Source organism: Bacillus sp. FSL R5-0286 (assembly GCF_038593245.1).
GTDB classification, from domain to species: domain Bacteria; phylum Bacillota; class Bacilli; order Bacillales; family Bacillaceae; genus Bacillus; species Bacillus altitudinis.
Genome location: NZ_CP151977.1, coordinates 2,552,715 through 2,569,794 on the forward strand (window position 1 = coordinate 2,552,715; position 17,080 = coordinate 2,569,794).

The 17,080-nt window shown below is 41.5% G+C and carries 16 protein-coding genes; 2 read left to right on the top strand and 14 right to left on the bottom strand.

The window, feature by feature from the left end; genetic code table 11:
* Window positions 1-79: 79 nt before the first annotated feature.
* The 6 genes from NST24_RS13160 to NST24_RS13185 all read right to left on the bottom strand — a co-directional run bounded on the left by NST24_RS13160 (window position 80) and on the right by NST24_RS13185 (window position 5,422).
* A complete protein-coding gene (locus tag NST24_RS13160) occupies window positions 80-1,141 on the bottom strand; it encodes a GerMN domain-containing protein (RefSeq protein ID WP_125589917.1) in 1,062 nt (353 codons plus the stop codon).
* A gap of 101 nt (window positions 1,142-1,242) precedes the next feature.
* Complete coding sequence (gene racE, locus NST24_RS13165; RefSeq protein WP_100218322.1) at window positions 1,243-2,061, bottom strand: glutamate racemase; 819 nt, start codon at window positions 2,059-2,061, stop codon at window positions 1,243-1,245.
* Between the two features lie 7 nt (window positions 2,062-2,068).
* Window positions 2,069-2,509, bottom strand: a complete 441-nt coding sequence (locus NST24_RS13170; RefSeq protein WP_007501606.1) for a MarR family transcriptional regulator — start codon at window positions 2,507-2,509, stop codon at window positions 2,069-2,071.
* Window positions 2,510-2,658: 149 nt separating this feature from the next.
* Window positions 2,659-2,883 (bottom strand): spore germination transcription factor GerE, encoded by a 225-nt coding sequence (gene gerE / locus NST24_RS13175; protein WP_003184172.1) that lies wholly within the window; start codon window positions 2,881-2,883, stop codon window positions 2,659-2,661.
* Window positions 2,884-3,089: 206 nt separating this feature from the next.
* On the bottom strand, window positions 3,090-4,406 hold the full coding sequence (locus tag NST24_RS13180; RefSeq protein WP_024718630.1) for a citrate:proton symporter: 1,317 nt from the start codon (window positions 4,404-4,406) through the stop codon (window positions 3,090-3,092).
* A 155-nt stretch (window positions 4,407-4,561) separates the two neighbouring features.
* Complete coding sequence (locus NST24_RS13185) at window positions 4,562-5,422, bottom strand: LysR family transcriptional regulator (RefSeq protein ID WP_007501609.1); 861 nt, start codon at window positions 5,420-5,422, stop codon at window positions 4,562-4,564.
* A gap of 135 nt (window positions 5,423-5,557) precedes the next feature.
* Here NST24_RS13185 and NST24_RS13190 point away from each other — a divergent pair, with 135 nt between their 5' ends.
* On the top strand, window positions 5,558-6,688 hold the full coding sequence (locus NST24_RS13190; RefSeq protein WP_342461878.1) for a PrpF domain-containing protein: 1,131 nt from the start codon (window positions 5,558-5,560) through the stop codon (window positions 6,686-6,688).
* Between the two features lie 142 nt (window positions 6,689-6,830).
* Here NST24_RS13190 and NST24_RS13195 read toward each other — a convergent pair whose 3' ends face one another.
* The 5 genes from NST24_RS13195 to NST24_RS13215 all read right to left on the bottom strand — a co-directional run bounded on the left by NST24_RS13195 (window position 6,831) and on the right by NST24_RS13215 (window position 11,373).
* Window positions 6,831-7,547, bottom strand: a complete 717-nt coding sequence (locus NST24_RS13195) for a biotin--[acetyl-CoA-carboxylase] ligase (protein ID WP_144667234.1) — start codon at window positions 7,545-7,547, stop codon at window positions 6,831-6,833.
* Between the two features lie 72 nt (window positions 7,548-7,619).
* Window positions 7,620-8,078, bottom strand: coding sequence for a thioesterase family protein (locus tag NST24_RS13200; protein ID WP_007501614.1), 459 nt, complete (start codon window positions 8,076-8,078; stop codon window positions 7,620-7,622).
* A 122-nt stretch (window positions 8,079-8,200) separates the two neighbouring features.
* Window positions 8,201-8,965 carry a succinate dehydrogenase iron-sulfur subunit gene (sdhB, locus tag NST24_RS13205; protein ID WP_008345969.1) on the bottom strand — a complete coding sequence of 255 codons (765 nt, stop codon included), beginning with the start codon at window positions 8,963-8,965 and terminating at the stop codon, window positions 8,201-8,203.
* A gap of 1 nt (window position 8,966) precedes the next feature.
* Entirely contained in the window at window positions 8,967-10,727 is a 1,761-nt protein-coding gene (gene sdhA / locus NST24_RS13210) for a succinate dehydrogenase flavoprotein subunit (RefSeq protein WP_008345971.1), read from the bottom strand.
* Window positions 10,728-10,764: 37 nt separating this feature from the next.
* On the bottom strand, window positions 10,765-11,373 hold the full coding sequence (locus NST24_RS13215) for a succinate dehydrogenase cytochrome b558 subunit (protein ID WP_342461879.1): 609 nt from the start codon (window positions 11,371-11,373) through the stop codon (window positions 10,765-10,767).
* 284 nt (window positions 11,374-11,657) lie between these two features.
* Between NST24_RS13215 and NST24_RS13220 the strand changes: the two genes are divergently transcribed.
* Entirely contained in the window at window positions 11,658-12,101 is a 444-nt protein-coding gene (locus NST24_RS13220; RefSeq protein ID WP_008345974.1) for a YslB family protein, read from the top strand.
* A 132-nt stretch (window positions 12,102-12,233) separates the two neighbouring features.
* Here the strand turns inward: NST24_RS13220 and NST24_RS13225 are convergent, their stop codons facing one another.
* Genes NST24_RS13225 through NST24_RS13235 form a run of 3 tightly spaced genes read right to left on the bottom strand, consistent with a single transcriptional unit; the run spans window position 12,234 to window position 17,039 of the window.
* Complete coding sequence (locus NST24_RS13225) at window positions 12,234-14,027, bottom strand: ABC transporter substrate-binding protein (protein ID WP_342461880.1); 1,794 nt, start codon at window positions 14,025-14,027, stop codon at window positions 12,234-12,236.
* A gap of 20 nt (window positions 14,028-14,047) precedes the next feature.
* Window positions 14,048-15,568, bottom strand: coding sequence for an ABC transporter permease (locus NST24_RS13230; protein WP_342461881.1), 1,521 nt, complete (start codon window positions 15,566-15,568; stop codon window positions 14,048-14,050).
* A gap of 13 nt (window positions 15,569-15,581) precedes the next feature.
* A complete protein-coding gene (locus tag NST24_RS13235; protein WP_172793273.1) occupies window positions 15,582-17,039 on the bottom strand; it encodes an ABC transporter permease in 1,458 nt (485 codons plus the stop codon).
* Between the last annotated feature and the right edge of the window lie 41 nt (window positions 17,040-17,080).

Sequence of the window (17,080 nt, forward strand, 5' to 3'; positions counted from 1 at the left end):
ATCCGTTCTAATCGCTTGGAATAAAAAAGAGGCAGCGAATGTGCATGCCTCTTTTTCTCCATTATATCAATGTGTGACGTTAAAAACTACCTGTATTCACTTGTTCTGGTCTTGAAACTGGCTTTGTGAGCTCTGCTCCTTTTTCGTTCACAAGCTCTGCCTTTCCGTTTACCTTCACAGACACGCTTTTCACATCTGGCAGCTCTGTTAATGTCAGCACAATGCTATCAAGAACTTTTTGTGAAATGACCTTTTTCTTTTCATCTGCACTGCCAAAAATGGATTCATTGAAATCAAGTGTCACATGACCGTCTTTTACTTTCGGGACATCATTTAGTTTCACATCTTGATCAAAGTCTGTCAGCAATTGGCTTGTTTTGCTTGGCCCAGAGACGAGCTCATCAATGGCTGCTGTAATTGGATCATCATCGTCTTTTGGTGCTCTTTTGGTCACCGGGACATAGTACGTCTGTTTGTCAGATTCAGCTAAATAGTAGACGGTCACAGGCTTTGTTGATGTCATATCAGCCGCAGCCTCGTGCTGAATATTAATGCCGTCCTCTCTGCTTAAATCATCTGAAATCGGCGTCCCATTCACAGGCATCTCTTTTAATTCATGTCCATTCATCTTTAATTTGACTTTGGCTACTGAATCAAACTGCGTTAATGTCCAAGTGACCGATTGCAAAATGCGCTGTTCGTCTTCTTTTTTATAGTTTTTGAATTCATTTGAGAAATCAACAACCGCAGTGCCATCTTTAATATCGACAGATACGCTCGTGTCCGCCGGTAGCACGGCTCTGAATCCATTTGGCATCAGGTTAGAAATCGGTCCCCCGTCTACAAGGTATTCAAGTGTTTGTTTCGCACTTCCTTCGTTTTTCGGCAGCGGAATGGATTGAGAGACAACATATCCATTTTTATCAATTAAATATAATTCTCTCATGACGGTATCTGCTTGCTTCTCTTCTTTTCCTTCTTTGGCTGTTTGTTTCTCTTCTTTATTTTCTTTCACAAATGTGACATTTTGTGGTGGATCAATCTCTGTTTTCGCTTGGTCTGTTTGAAACAATCCGCATCCTGATAAAAGCATGGCTGACGCAATACACGTAACAGCTGCTGTAGTTCCTTTTTTCAGCATACTTCACCCTCCTCTAGTGGTTTGTACTAGTATGTATACGAGCTCCCTCAGAGGATTAGACCCTTTTCATAAAAAAATAACCCACTTCCATGAGAAGTAGGTTATTGCTGATATACGTGTTCAAGCGAAACCGTTTCGACCTTTCCTGGCAGGTAGCCGAACCAGTCTTGAGCGATGTTTTGAAAGTTTTGCTGCTGCCCTGTTGTATAAAAAGTATGAACAGGCTCTTCCTTCGAATCATTTAAGAGCCCTTTATATGAAAGAATGGTGCTCGCTTCTCTCGCTGTCTCATCTCCTGAAGAAATGATGTTGACGCCACTGCCCATAAAGCGCTGAATCGGTTCTTTTAAAATCGGGTAGTGTGTGCAGCCAAGAATAAGCGTATCAATGCCTGTTTCTTTCATCGGTTCAAGAGAAGCTTTTACGACTTCATCTGCTGTATGATCTAAAAACGTACCACTTTCCACAAACGGTACAAGCATTGGACATGCCAGACTTTGAACAGTTAGTCCTGCTTTTAAAGAAAGCAGTGCTTCTTTATAGGCTTCACTTTTGATCGTATTGGCTGTGCCGATGACGCCAATATGCTGATTGTTTGTGACCTTGATCGCTGTGCGAGCTCCGGGCTGGATCACGCCAATGACCGGGATATCAAGTGTTGCTTTAATTTCATCAAGTGCTATCGCCGTCGCAGTGTTACACGCAATGACCAGCATTTTAATATGGTGATGTCTTAATAGGTAGTGCGTCATTTCCCATGTATACTGAAGAACCTCTTCTTCTGCTCGAGGGCCGTATGGACATCGTTTTGTGTCGCCTACATAAATAATTTTTTCTTTTGGCAGTTGTCTCATGATTTCCTTCGCAACGGTTAAACCGCCTACGCCGGAATCAATCACGCCGATGGGTTGATCCAACAAAATCGCCTCATTTTCTTTTCATTTGCTGCTGTAGTTTCGTTAAAGATTGGTTGAAAACGATGGCTTCTTCTTCTGAGAAAGCCCCTAGAAGTTCACTGACGTATTCTTGGCGTTTGACAATCACTTCTTGAATGATCCGCTCACCTTCAGGCAATAAATGAATGCGAACCACGCGGCGGTCAGACGGATCTTTCACCCGTTCAACAAGTTCACTTTTTTCCATTCGATCAATTAAATCGGTTGTCGTGCTGCAAGCCAAATACATCTTTTGTGATAGCTCACCTATTGTCATATCTCCGAATTCATAAAGCCACTGGAGCCCTACAAATTGAGGAGGAGTAATCGTATATTGATTCAGAATTTCTCTACCTTTTTGCTTAATGATTGCAGCAATATGGCGCAATGATTTTTCAATTTCTGCAACATGGCCTGACTCATTCGTTTCCATTTCATTGATACCTCACTATAGCATCTCACTTTGATTAAAACGTACATTCCTATTTTCCTCGTTTTTCAAAGAAATTGCAAGAAGAGACTCATGGAAACGATATAGAAATAACCGGCTCCTCCCTGGTGCGGAAGGAAAACCGGCTGACGTTAGAGCTCTAGCTCACCCATACGCAGAAGCTCGACTACGGCCTGTGAACGACCTTTGACTCCTAGCTTTTGCATGGCATTCGAAATATGATTTCGAACAGTCTTTTCGCTAATAAAAAGCTCGCTTGCAATTTCTTTTGTTGTTTTATCTTGGACGAGCAATTCGAATACTTCTCTTTCTCTTTTGGTTAATAGCGGCTTGGATTGAAACTCTTTCTCCTTCAAGTATTGTAACCCTCCTTGCTAAGGTGAGAGCTCTAGTCTCTATAGAATGGGATTCTGTATAGTCGAGATATCATATGCCGGGTACTTGAGGTAGGTGACGTTAAAATCGAGAATTCCCGCAGATCAGCGTCCAATTTCCTCGCCTTCAAACCGCACAAAAAAGGACGAGTCCCCTATAGAGACATCGTCCTTTATCAAACAAGCTTTTAAAATATCGAAATGGCTCCTGTTAAAAGAGCAATAAGTGTTGTAAACAGGGCTGTGAGTACGGTCCATAGCAGTGCGTACTTTTGCAAATCACCAATATCTTTATTCAGCATACTCACAAGCAGTAATGTGGAAGCGACAAGCGGACTCAGTAAATGGACAGGCTGTCCGATAATAGAGGCGCGCGCAATTTCCACTGGATCAATTCCGTAAGCTGCGCCGGCTTCAGCTAAGATTGGCAGCACCCCGAAATAATAAGCATCATTTGAAAGAACAAATGTAAATGGCATACTCGTCAACGCGACAATGAGTGGAAAAAATGAGCTGTATGAATCCGGAATCATGTAAATGACCAAGTTAGCAATGGATTCCACCATTTTTGTTCCCGAAAAAATGCCTGTGAAAATTCCTGCTGCAAACACAAGGGTAATGACCGTTAAGGCATTTCCTGCATGCGATAAAATCCGCTCGCGCTGATCTTCAACTTTTGGATAGTTGATCATAAGCGCAATGACAAAGCCAATGAGAAAAAGTACAGGAATCGGTACGATATCCAATACAAGTGTGGCCATGACAGCAATCGTCAGGAAGAAGTTGACCCAAATCAAGTTTGGTCTCTTCATATCAGCTACGCCATCTTCAATTGATGCCGCCAATTCAGGAGAGATCGAGACCTCTTCTTTATACTGAATCTCGGCAACCCCAATGCGCTTCCGTTCTTTTTTTCCAAGAACATACGCTGTAAAAAGGATAAAAAGACCGCCCCCTATCATCGTCGGGAGTAATGGAATGAAGAATTCCGCTGCATCTAAACCAAGTGCAGCAATCGCACGAGTAGCTGGACCGCCCCAAGGCGTCATTCCACTCATAATGCCTAGTGATAATAATGAAATCGTCCCTAAAATCAGTGGGTTCATCCCAATTCTTAAGAAAAGTGGCAACATAGCTGATACGGTAATCATGTACGTTGTGGTCCCATCACCATCTAATGCAACAAGCATAGACAAAATCGCTACCCCAAAAGCAATTTTGACCGGATCGCCTTTCACAAGACGTAAAATCAGTTTGATCAATGGGTCAAACAATCCAGCATCCAGCATGACACCGAAAAATAAGATGGCAAATAACAATAAAGCAGCAGATGGTGCAACGGTCTTGAGTCCATCAAGCATCATGTCCCCTAATCCGCTGTAAAATCCACCGATTAATGCAAAGATGATTGGCACAACGGTTAGAGCCACCACCGGATGCATACGTTTTGTCATAATAAGAAATGTAAAAGTCACGACCATCAAGATCCCTAAAATAGCTAGCACTTCATATCCCTCCATCCTCTTCTTTACACGATCCACAAGCGCCCCTTTTGCACTTGCGGCCCGAAATGTTAGCGCTTTCTATTTCAAGGATATAATAGCTTTTTTTATAATGAAAATATCGATTTTTTCGTCTATTCAATAAATTTTTTTTATAATTAGCCTTGCTGACTTCTTAAAAACTCAATGAATGCTTTCACAACAGACAAATGAAGAGAATCCGGCTGGTACATGAGCCATGTATCTCTTAAAACAGGCTGTCCATCTTTATACGAAAGACCTTTTACAAATAGCTCATCACTTGGTCTGAGGCAAATTTCCGGGACAATGGCATAACCTAAACCATGCTTCACCATCTCTTTTGATGTATCTTGCCTGTCTGTCTCCATTGTCACAAGCGGAGGCATCGTGAACGTCTCCTGCCACCATCTGTTAATCAATCGTTTTAATGAACTATCCGTGTGATAGTCAATGAGCGGCAGTTTTGGTAGGTCCTTTAGCTGTATTTCTGATTTTGAAATGATACAAAGGCGTTCTTTATCAAGCAAAAATCGCTCTCCATTCCAGTCGTAATCTCCTCTTAAAATCCCTAAATGTACACTTGATGTCCCTAATAAATCCATGACTTTTGTGCTCCATCCTGTGTTCACCATAAATTGAACATGTGGATACTGCTTAGAAAACTCTCTTAAAATTTCCGGCAGTTTATATTGAGCAAAGTTACTCGACACCCCTAGTCGGATCGTTCCTTTGACCTTTTTTTGCATATTGAGCATGCCATCTTTCGTTTGCTGGAGCTGCTTGAGCATGTCATTTGCGTATTTAGCCAAGTATTCGCCCTCTGATGTAAATTCAATGCCTCGTTTTCTTTTAAAGAAAAGCTTCATGTCAAATTCCTCTTCAAGCTGTTTCAATCGATAACTTAAGGCAGGCTGCGAGACAAATAATTTTTCTGCCGCTTTTGTGATGTTCTTCTCTTCATATAGCACCTTTAAAAACCGCCAATCTTTCTCATCCATTGTGTGCCCTCCTTTTAACCTTGTTATAAAAATAATTTATCGGTTTCTCTTAAAATAATGTATTTAACTTATTTCTTATTATACTTTACCATTTTGATTAGATAAATAGTAACTAAACAATTGAGGGTGAGAGCAATGAGAAAAGTTCCAATCACAATCATGCGAGGCGGTACAAGCAAAGGGGTCTTCATTCAAGCCAATGATGCACCTTACGAACACGATGAGCTCGAAGCATTTCTATTAGACATTATGGGCAGCCCTGACAGGCTACAGGTTGATGGAATCGGGGGCGGTAATTCTTTAACAAGTAAGGTGGCCATTATCGACAAAGCTACTCGTCCAGATGTGGATGTGAACTATACGTTTGCACAAGTCAGCATCAATGAAAGATTTGTCGACTTTAAAGGAAACTGTGGGAATATCTCATCAGCAGTTGGGCCGTATGCCATCATTAAAGGACTTGTCCAAACAGTCGAGCCTGTCACAACAGTACGTATTCTGAATACCAACACGAATAAAATCATTGTGGCAGAGGTAGAAGTCGAGAACGGAGAAGTGAAATTTGAAGGACAGGCAGAAATTCCAGGAGTGAAAGGAACAGGTTCTCCCATTTATTTATCCTTTGAGAAACCTGAAGGCGCTGTCACAGGTAAAACCTTTCCGACTGGAAACAAAATGGATACGATCCAGACAAAGTTTGGAGAGATTCCGATCTCAATCGTTGACATTGCAAATCCAATCGCCTTTGTCCGTGCCAAAGATATTCAATTAAAAGGAACTGAATTGCCTGAGGAGTTTACAGACGAATTGCTGGATGATTTAGAAGAGATTCGCTCCGTCGCTGCTGAAATGTGCCACTTTGCACCAAAAGAACTGGCCACATTACAGTCTCCAGCTGTTCCAAAGCTTGCAATTATCAGCGAGCCTGCTGATTATGTAGATACAAATGGAATATTGAGAAGAGCAGCAGATATGGACATCATCGTTCGGATGCTATCGATGCAAAGACCGCACCAAGCACTTGCCATTACCGGATCTGTCTGTGTGTCAGCCAGCTGTTTCATGGATCAAACGCTTCCGGCACAGCTTTTTCAAGGTCAAGATGATACACTTCGAATTGGTCATCCTGCTGGTATTATGCAAACTGAAATTGATATCTCACAAAACAGAGTGAAAGTCATTCGAACCGCAAGAGAAATCCTAGATGGAGTGGTCTTTACAAAAAAAGACTACATGGTTCAACCTCAAATAAAAAGAGAAGCATAAATGAGACGTCATCATGTCGACAAAGAGCTAAAATGAACTGATTTTAGCTCTTTGTCTTTTTTCAGTTTGAAGATCTTAAAGCAACTCCGTTCTAACACCGAATGCAACGGTTTGTCTACACACTCATCGAACAAGAAATTGTCTACTTGGGCGGTGCATCAATATCTCCTGCTGAATGGGCTTTTATATGTCCTTGATCATCTTTTAACTGAATATGACCATAACGGTTCACACCACAGCAAATCCCTTCCTGCCATGTTTGCTTTTCACGATCTAATGAAATACGAAGCGGTTGATTCAGCCGATATAATCGTTTGTTGTAGAGGGCAGTGAGGGCTTCAAATCCTTCCATTTGCCAGCGTGCATGGTATTTTTCAAAGGCCGCTGCCAAATCTTTCACTAGCTGGTCCGCTTTCACCTCAGTCAGTTCTGATAGGCAAACGGTTTTATACGGAACGTGCTCGGGCTTTGTCTCTACATTGATGCCCACACCGATGTAAATGGCGCTGCGGTCTGCTTCAATTAATGTGCCAGATACTTTCGCTTCATTAATCAATAGATCATTTGGCCATTTGATCGCCAGCTGATCATCTTTTCTCATGAGTGGTTTGAGTACATCATAAATGGCGAGTGCCGTCAGCGGGGCAATCGTTGATTGGGTGGAGATATCTACTGGCGGTTTTACTGTCATCGTGACAGCTACATTCCCTGTAGGCGTTTCCCACGGTCTGCCAAGCCTGCCTCTCCCTGCTGTCTGCTGCCGGGCATATACAGCAAATGAAGGGGTTTCTCCTTGCTGAATAAGCCTTTTCGCTTCATTATTTGTACTATCAATGGTGTCGTATTGAAAAATCTTCATGTGCTCTCCTTTTGTTTCTTCTTCATTATGATTCTTTTATTATAACAAAATGAAGCATGTGACCGTGATTCTTTAATGTCGCTGGGCCTGAAAAGTCTCTTTTTCCTCTTCTGTAAACGGTACAGGGGCACCGGTGTCTTTACTTATTTGCACCATGGTGACTGAGCCTGTAAAACACGGTTCTTGCTGTTCATTTTCTCCTAAATAATGAAGGATGAGAGAGCTTGATCCAACCTTTTCTGGCTTTACATACACACGCAGCCTCTCACCGATTTCCACTTGCTTGATGTAATCACATTGAAGGTTTGCCACGACCGTAATCGTCTCTCTCGCTCGCTTCATTCGTTTATCTACAATTCCCGTTTTTTGAAAGAAGGCAATCCGCGCCTCTTCAAAATACACAAACGGGGTGACATTGTTCATGTGACCAAACATATCCGTTTCTGAAAAACGGACGGTTGTTTCCACATAAAATCGAAACGATGCCCTCCACTCTTCAAACGGTTCTTCAATATATGACGGCAGCCTCATTTGATCCACTCCTTATTCGCAAACAAAACGCCTCTCCCTTATTGGAAGAGGCGTTTGTTATGTTTTGCATCCAGCCTCTTGTAAACACTCATCATGATTGGCAAGGAGGACTGAATGTGATGTTATTCTGCGTGATCGCTTCCGAAGAAGTTACGGAAAGCTTGTAATGTTGTATCTCGGTTAAGTGCTGCAATTGATGTTGTGAGCGGGATTCCTTTCGGACAAGCCTGCACACAGTTTTGAGAGTTCCCGCAGTTTGCAAGACCGCCATCACCCATAATTTCTTCTAAACGGTCAGACTTATTCATTGCACCTGTCGGATGTGCGTTAAATAGACGAACTTGTGAAAGCGGTGCAGGGCCCATAAAGGAAGACTTATCATTCACGTTTGGACAAGCTTCAAGGCAGACACCACATGTCATACACTTTGAAAGCTCATACGCCCATTGACGCTTTTTCTCAGGCATTCTTGGTCCAGGTCCAAGATCATATGTGCCATCGATCGGCACCCATGCTTTGACTTTTTTCAATGAATTGAACATACGGCTTCGATCAACCTGCAAGTCTCTCACAACCGGGAAAGTTTTCATCGGCTGAAGACGAATCGGCTGCTCTAGCTTGTCAATTAGTGCTGTACATGACTGGCGAGGCGTTCCATTAATGACCATGGAACAAGCGCCGCATACTTCTTCAAGACAGTTCATGTCCCAGTTAATAGCCGTTGTTTTTTCACCTTTTTTATTGACCGGGTTACGTCTGATTTCCATGAGTGCGGAAATGACGTTCATATTCGGACGGTAAGGGATTTCGAATTCCTCATCATAAGGCTTGCCATCTGCTGTATCTTGACGTGTGATAATAAATTGAATCGTATTTTTTTCACTCATCTTATTTCTCCACCTTTTTCTTCGAGTAATCTCGTTTACGAGGTGCAATTAACGATACATCGACGTCCTCATAGTGGAATGCAGGTTTTTGGTTTTTCCCTTTGAACGTAGCCATCGTTGTTTTTAGGAATTCTTCATCGTTTCTTTCTGGGAATTCCGGTTTATAGTGTGCGCCTCGGCTTTCATTCCGGTTGTAAGCCCCAATCGTAATGACGCGTGCCAGCTGAAGCATGTTGTCAAGCTGACGCGTGAAGGCAGCGCCTTGGTTGCTCCATGAAGCTGTATCGTTGATGTTAATATGCTTATAGCGTTCCATTAGTTCTTCGATCTTCTGGTCTGTTTTTAAGAGCTTCTCGTTGTAACGAACCACTGTAACGTTATCCGTCATCCATTCTCCAAGCTCTTTATGAAGCACATATGCATTTTCTGTGCCATCCATGCTAAGGATGTTGTCCCATTTCTCCTGCTCTTTCTTCACGGCACTGTCGAATGTTGCAGATGATAAATCTTCTGCAGACTTTTCAAGACCGCTAATGTATTTCACAGCATTTGGTCCAGCAACCATCCCGCCGTAAATCGCAGAAAGCAATGAGTTTGCACCAAGTCTGTTTCCGCCGTGCATAGAGTAATCACATTCTCCGGCAGCAAACAAGCCTTTGATATTCGTCATTTGATCATAATCAACCCATAATCCGCCCATTGAATAATGAACAGCCGGGAAAATTTTCATCGGAAGCTTACGCGGGTCATCACCCATGAATTTTTCATAGATTTCAATGATTCCACCAAGCTTAATATCAAGCTCTTTTGGATCTTTGTGAGAAAGATCTAGGTACACCATGTTCTCTCCGTTGATGCCAAGCTTTTGCTCCACACATACGTCGAAAATTTCACGCGTTGCAATGTCACGCGGTACAAGGTTCCCGTATGCTGGGTACTTTTCTTCAAGGAAGTACCAAGGTTTTCCGTCTTTATATGTCCAAACACGTCCACCTTCACCACGAGCTGATTCACTCATGAGACGCAGCTTGTCATCTCCTGGGATCGCTGTTGGGTGAATTTGAATAAATTCTCCATTAGCATAATGAGCACCTTGCTGATAAACGATCGATGCAGCTGATCCGGTATTAATCATGGAGTTCGTTGATTTACCGAATACGATACCAGGGCCGCCTGTTGCCATGATGACAGCATCTGAACGGAAGGATTCGATTTCCATTGTCGTCAAGTTCTGTGCGACAATGCCTCGGCATACTTCCTCGTCATCTAAGACAGCGCCAAGGAATTCCCAGCCTTCATATTTCGTCACAAGACCCGCTACTTCATAGCGGCGAACCTGCTCATCTAGTGCGTATAATAACTGCTGACCTGTTGTCGCACCAGCAAATGCTGTACGGTGGTGCTGTGTTCCCCCGAAACGGCGGAAGTCCAGTAATCCTTCTGGTGTTCTGTTAAACATTACACCCATACGATCAAGTAAGTGGATAATGGACGGCGCTGCTTCACACATTGCCTTTACTGGCGGCTGGTTAGCTAAAAAGTCTCCGCCATATACCGTGTCATCAAAATGCTCATAAGGTGAATCTCCTTCACCTTTTGTATTGACCGCTCCGTTAATTCCGCCCTGTGCACAAACAGAATGCGAACGTTTCACAGGTACGATTGAAAATAGTTTAACAGCTGTTCCCGCTTCTGCTGCTTTGATAGTTGCCATGAGACCAGCTAAGCCGCCTCCGACAACGATGATGCTAGAATTACTCATTGTAGCCCCTCTCCCTCTTCTACTAATCTATTTCCTCTTAAACAAAAGCGAAAATTGCTCTTAGCCCTACATATGAAAGCGCTATAAATATACCTAATGTCACATATGTGGAGATTCTTTGTGAGCGTGGTGAAACTGTAATTCCCCAGCTGACAGCAAATGACCACAAGCCATTAGCAAAGTGGAAAATAGTAGATAAAACGCCGACAATATAGAAACCTAGCATAAATGGAGAGCTTAAAATATTCGCCATCATGTCATAGTTTACTTCAGCTCCAAGCTGCGCTTGAATGCGTGTTTCCCATACGTGCCAAGTGACAAAAATCAATGTGATGATACCTGTAATACGTTGCAGTCTGAACAACCAGTTTCTTAAGTAACTGAAGCGAGACGTGTTGTTTTGTGCCGTAAAGGCTATGTACACCCCATAAACAGCATGATAGATCAGTGGTAAGAAAATCACGAACAGCTCAAGTGCATATCTGAATGGAAGCTGTTCCATAAAGTGTGCAGCTTTGTTAAACGCCTCTGGTCCATTCGTCGCAAAGTGGTTAATCACTAAGTGCTGTACTAAAAATAGACCGACCGGAATGACGCCAAGCAAAGAATGCAATTTCCGATAAAAAAATTCTTTGTTCCCCGACATTACTTTACCCCCCTAGTAAAAAAAGTGCAATTGCTTGAAAATTGTCTTACCCCCGCTTCTTTCAATTGTAAGCACTTTATTCAAATTTATTGACAATTTCATTTTACTCCTATGTCAAAAAAGCGTCAAGAAACCGCGTACATAAATTAAAATTTTCCGAAATTTAAAAGTTTTAAATCAAAATTCGTTTTACTACAATAAGAATTTCTTAGACTTCAGGGAAAACTCTGTCATCATATGCCCACATAAGCTATAATAAATTGTTGAAAGAGGGGAGCCATACAATGAATAAATTCGAATCTAACTTAGAACAGCTAAAAGAAATTGAAGTCAATGGATTTGCCTACGAGCTGATACGCGAAGTTCTGCTGCCTGACATTCTTGGTCAGGATCATTCATCTATGATGTATTTTGCGGGTAAACTGCTTGCTCGTAAATTTCCTCAAGAGTCATGGGAAAAGATCCCCGAATTTTTCCATGATGCCGGATGGGGAACTCTCACGATGGTCCATTCTAAAAAACAGGAAATTGAGTTTGAGCTCGAAGGTCCACTTGTATCGAATCGACTCAGCTATCAAAAGGAGCCATGCTTTCAAATGGAAGCAGGTTTTATCGCTGAACAGATTCAGCTTCTCAATGAGCACGTGGCTGAATCCTATGAACAAGTAAAAAAGCGTGCTGATAAAGTCATTTTAACCGTTAAATGGGATTTAAGAGACCCTAGCTAACACTGCTTATGAAAGGCGAGGACTTCGTGTCACGCCTTTTTTATATACCCTTCTATCATAGCATACACACAGAAGCTGGATTTCCTTTCATCAGAAAAACATCTACCCCCATTCGGAGTAGATGCTCCTTGTTCATTTTTTACTTTTTTGATATGTCGTTAAGTATCCCTTCACCTTTTCTGCGTCTGGCTTTAACTCATTTTTTGTTTCGACAAGCGGACTGACTGTGGATGAAGCCTTGTTTTTATGACCTTGATAGAAGTTGACGAATTCCTCTTGATTGATTGAGTAAAGGATGGCTTTTCGTAATTCTTCACTTTTTGCCACTTCGCGTTTAGATGTGTTAAATAATAGATAAGCAACCGCATTGCTCTGATTTTTTTGCAAGGCGAGCTTGCTGTCTTTCTCGACCACATCATATTTTGTTTCAGGAATACCATTAAAAATATGAATTTCACCATTTCGAAGTGCAGACAGTGCACTATCAGGATTTTCAATAAATCGAACGGTGACTTGAGAAATGTTTGGCTCGTTCTCTGTGCCTTTCATATATGCAGGGTTTTTATAAAAAACGGCTTCATAATCGTTTTTATACGATAAAATGTATGGACCACTCGCAAACAATTGATTGTTATACATTTTTCCTTCCGTGATTGTACGCTGATCACCATATGGGATATCCTTTGCTGGATCAAAGGCATCCATATCATATGTGTTTACACGCTCTATCTGTTTCTTAGAAACAATTCCTGCTGATTGATGGGCTAAATAATTTAATACTTGCGGGAATGGCTCTGTTGTCGTGATCTTGACCACTTGATACACACCTGCTTGATTGTCTGCATCTTCTTTATCTTTTACGAGCTTTTGCACCTTCTGTTGCACATCTTTTTCTAATTCTTCTTTGATCGTACCGCCATTACCAGATGTTGCTTTCAGTTCAGATAGATCGGTAACAACCTCTGCGCTTTGAATATGCTCATGCAATGAGTATGTACGATGGTCTGGTACTGCGTTTTTATCCTTGGCTCTGTTAAGCGAAAAAACCACATCATCTGCACCTACGCGTTCACCCGAATCCATCGCTTTTTTATTCTCCACCTTTGCAAAACGGATATCGTCTCTTAATAAGAAGTAATAATGTGTTTTATCTTTTGCTGCGGCATGATTCCAAGAAAGTGAACCTTTTGATGTGACTTTATCATCATCTGTCAAATTCACAAGTCTTACATACATATTTGTATTCAGTGTATTAATTGATCCATCATTGCCTTTGATCGGATCAAGCGATGTAAGGGAAGCCAGTGCCTGCTGCGTGATGAGCGGATCTTTATTTCTTTTGGATGAATCGTTAAAATCAATTGATTCCCATGCAACTGCCCGAGATTTAGCTAGACGAACGGTCTTCTCATTGATCACACCTTTGTTCACACCTTGAGCTTTCAATGAATTGTAAAGCGGCGCAATATAGGCCTTATCAAAGACGAGACGCTTTTCTAATTCTTGATACGTTTGAATGTATTCGACAGGCGTTTCTGTTGCTGCTTTGTCAATCAATTGATCGATTTGTTTATCTGACATGATGCTGTTATCAGCACCGGTTTTAAACAGGCCACGAACCGCATAATCAGGGTTCCCCGTCACAGTCGTCCAACTCGAAAGAACAATGTCATAATTCCCGGCATCCTTTTGAGCTGTATAGCTGCCATAATCAGGCTGAATATTGAGTTTTACTTTAAATCCACTCTTGACCAATTGATCTCGAACAATATTCAGGTCATCTTCACTGCTACTCATTCCAAGTAATTCAATGGTTTCTTTCGACGATTGACTACCTTCTTCATTTCCTACACTTGACTTCGTATTGACACAGCCTGCTAATACGAGAAGCAATATGATGAGCAATGGTAATACACTTTTTTTCATAATATTTCCCCCTTGTGTTTTTACATTTCATCTAATTTTGGATCTAACGCATCCCGTAATGCGTCACCTAAAAAGTTAAATGATAAGACAAGCATGATAATGGCGAGCCCTGGAAAAATTGCTAGATAGGCATGAGATTCTAGATAGGTACTCCCCGCTTTTAATATATTTCCCCATTCCAGAATATGAGGTTCAACGCCAAGGCCCAAGTAACTCAAACTACTTGTCGCAATCACTGCCGACCCAATTGTCAAAGTGGCTTTCACAATCATCGGCGCGAGTGCATTAGGGACAATTTCTTTAAAAATAATAGACCAATCACTAGCACCTAATGCACGGGCTGAGTGAACATATTCGAGATTAGAAATCATCATGACATTGGCACGCATTGTTCTGGCATAGGTCGGAATCGCTCCTACACTAAGAGCAATGATCAAGTTCACAATATTGGCTCCAAATGCTGCAATGATCGCGATCGCCAGCAATATGCCAGGGATGGCATAAAGAACATCCAGCAGCCGCATAATGACATGATCTATTTTTGGCGTGTAGTATCCTGCAATCGCCCCCAAAAAACCTCCAATGACAGCTGGAATAAGGGTTGAAATGCAGCCAACGAGTAAGGAAATTCTTGCCCCAAAGACAATTTGCGAAAATACATCACGGCCAAATTGATCAGTTCCAAGTGGATAAGCAAGACTTGGTGTTTGCAAAATAGCACCATATTGATTTTCAACCGCCAAGTCATAATCGAAGGTAAACACACTCCACATTGACAGAGAAAAAACAAAAACAATGAACAACAGTCCTAGCATCGCTGCTTGGTTTCTCGTTATTTTCTCCCAGATGGAACGCCATTTTTCAAAACGATATTTTTTGATATGTCCTGTTTTCACCACAAGCTGTATCGCAAGAAGAAGAGCAAATACGTTGCCCATCACAGATGAAAACACAAGGGCAATAGCAAAATATGTTCCTGCTACCGGTGATACCTTTCTATCCTCCTGCTTGATGACAAACACAAATACTGCCGTATAAAAGAGACCGATGACAAGCAGAATCAGCATAGCAAGCGGAAAGGAATCCGTTACATAGGGTTTGAATAAATTAAGAGCGGACAAAGCCATGATCACGATATGATTGATCAGCATGTAAAAAGCAAATATATATGCCAGAGATTTTCTTTCTTTTATGAGACTAAAGGCAAAAACGGTGATGATGAGATGACCGGCCAAAAGACTCAACAGCTGCACATAACCTAGACGCCTCGTGAAGGTTTGAATTACACCTGTCTTTTCTAGATCATTCTTCATTTTCCATGTAATACTGACTTGAATAAGCGAAAAGAAAAGGTAAATAAAAGATACACTGAACATCAGTGGCTTCACGGTTTGATTCGCAATATCAACGCTGTTTATAAAGAAAAGAATGGTCATGACAATTGATGCAACAGATGTGAATTTTGCGCCAATATACTCGATAGACCGCTTTTTCACGTGATGCTGCTCATGAGAGTGAATCGACTTCATCGTTGCTAACATTCCTACACCTACTTCAATATTGTTTCATCTTTGATCTAATACGAGGATCAAAAAATGCATATAAAATATCAATGATGACATTCACGACGGAGATGGTAATCGCCACATATACAACCCCTCCCAAAATACTCGGAATATCAGGAATAAACTGCTTATCAACAATATAGCTTCCAATCCCACTAATGTTGAATACCTTTTCTGTAACAGCCGCTCCTCCAAGCATGCCGCCGAAAAGCAGTCCAATGACGGTAATAATCGGAATCATGGCATTGCCAATTCCATGTCGCCATAGAATATACTGCTGACTTAGCCCCTTTGCTTTTGCTGTAATCATGTAATCTTCATGAATAACTTCGAGCATAGATGACCTGGTCATCCGAGCAATCGAGGCAGTTAACCCCGTACCAAGGACAATGACTGGCATGAGTAACGATAACCAATTTTCTGGGGAATACGTGGCGGGAAGCCATTTCCATTTAATCGAAAAGTTCAAAATGAAAATGAGTCCTTGCCAAAAATTTGGAATAGACAACCCAAGTAATGCGATAAACATGAACGAATAATCAAAAAATGAATACGGTCTTGTTGCAGAAATAACCCCTATTGGAATGGCAATCACAATCGCCATGACGAGTGACCAAACAGCTAATGTGAGCGTGATAGGAAATTTACTCGCTATGCTTGTTGCCACTTCTTCATTTCCGGTAAACGATTTTCCTAGATCAAATGTGAAAAGTCCTTTTAAAGCATTCCAAAGCTGTTGGATATATGGTTGATCTAGACCATATAGGTGATTAAAAGCTGCGATTTGCTCCTTTGTTGCGGATTCTCCAAGAATATTTACTGCTGGATCAAATGGAGAGAAATAGAGAATGGTAAAGACAAGAATGACTACACCGATAATCACCAATACACTCATAAGCAGCCGTTCAACAACATATTTCAAGAATGCATGCCGGTATAAAAAAAGCAGAATGTACATTGGTAAGCCTGGAATCAATGTCACCATAAGAAAAAGCCGGTTAGATAATAGTGAAGCAAAAACCGTGTGAAACGTGACTTTCGACTGACCTTGTTTTTTGAGCTCTTCCTCAACCTTCAATTTCACTGTTTTTTGAAAGGCTTCTTCTGTCCACTGGTGAGTGAGGCTGTCGATCTCATGTGGATCTATTTTTTCATGGAAGAATTCTTTTTTCCTCAACACTTGCTGCTGAATATCCGCTCTCATTTTCTCTTTAACACCGGAAACATCTAAACGAGCCTTCACTTCTTCTAATACATGAATATATGTATCTTGTTTACTCTTATGTAAATAATAAAAAAACACAAACAAATGCACGGGTAAACCAACAATCCACAGCACTAATTGATATGCGCGGCGCGATTGAATGTCTTGAAATATTCGACTAACCCAGGATGGATGAGATACGCAGCCAATCTCATCATGTTTTACAGCTACCATTCTCGACAACCCATCGTTCCCCCTTTCACATGAATGTTCGTTCCAAAAAG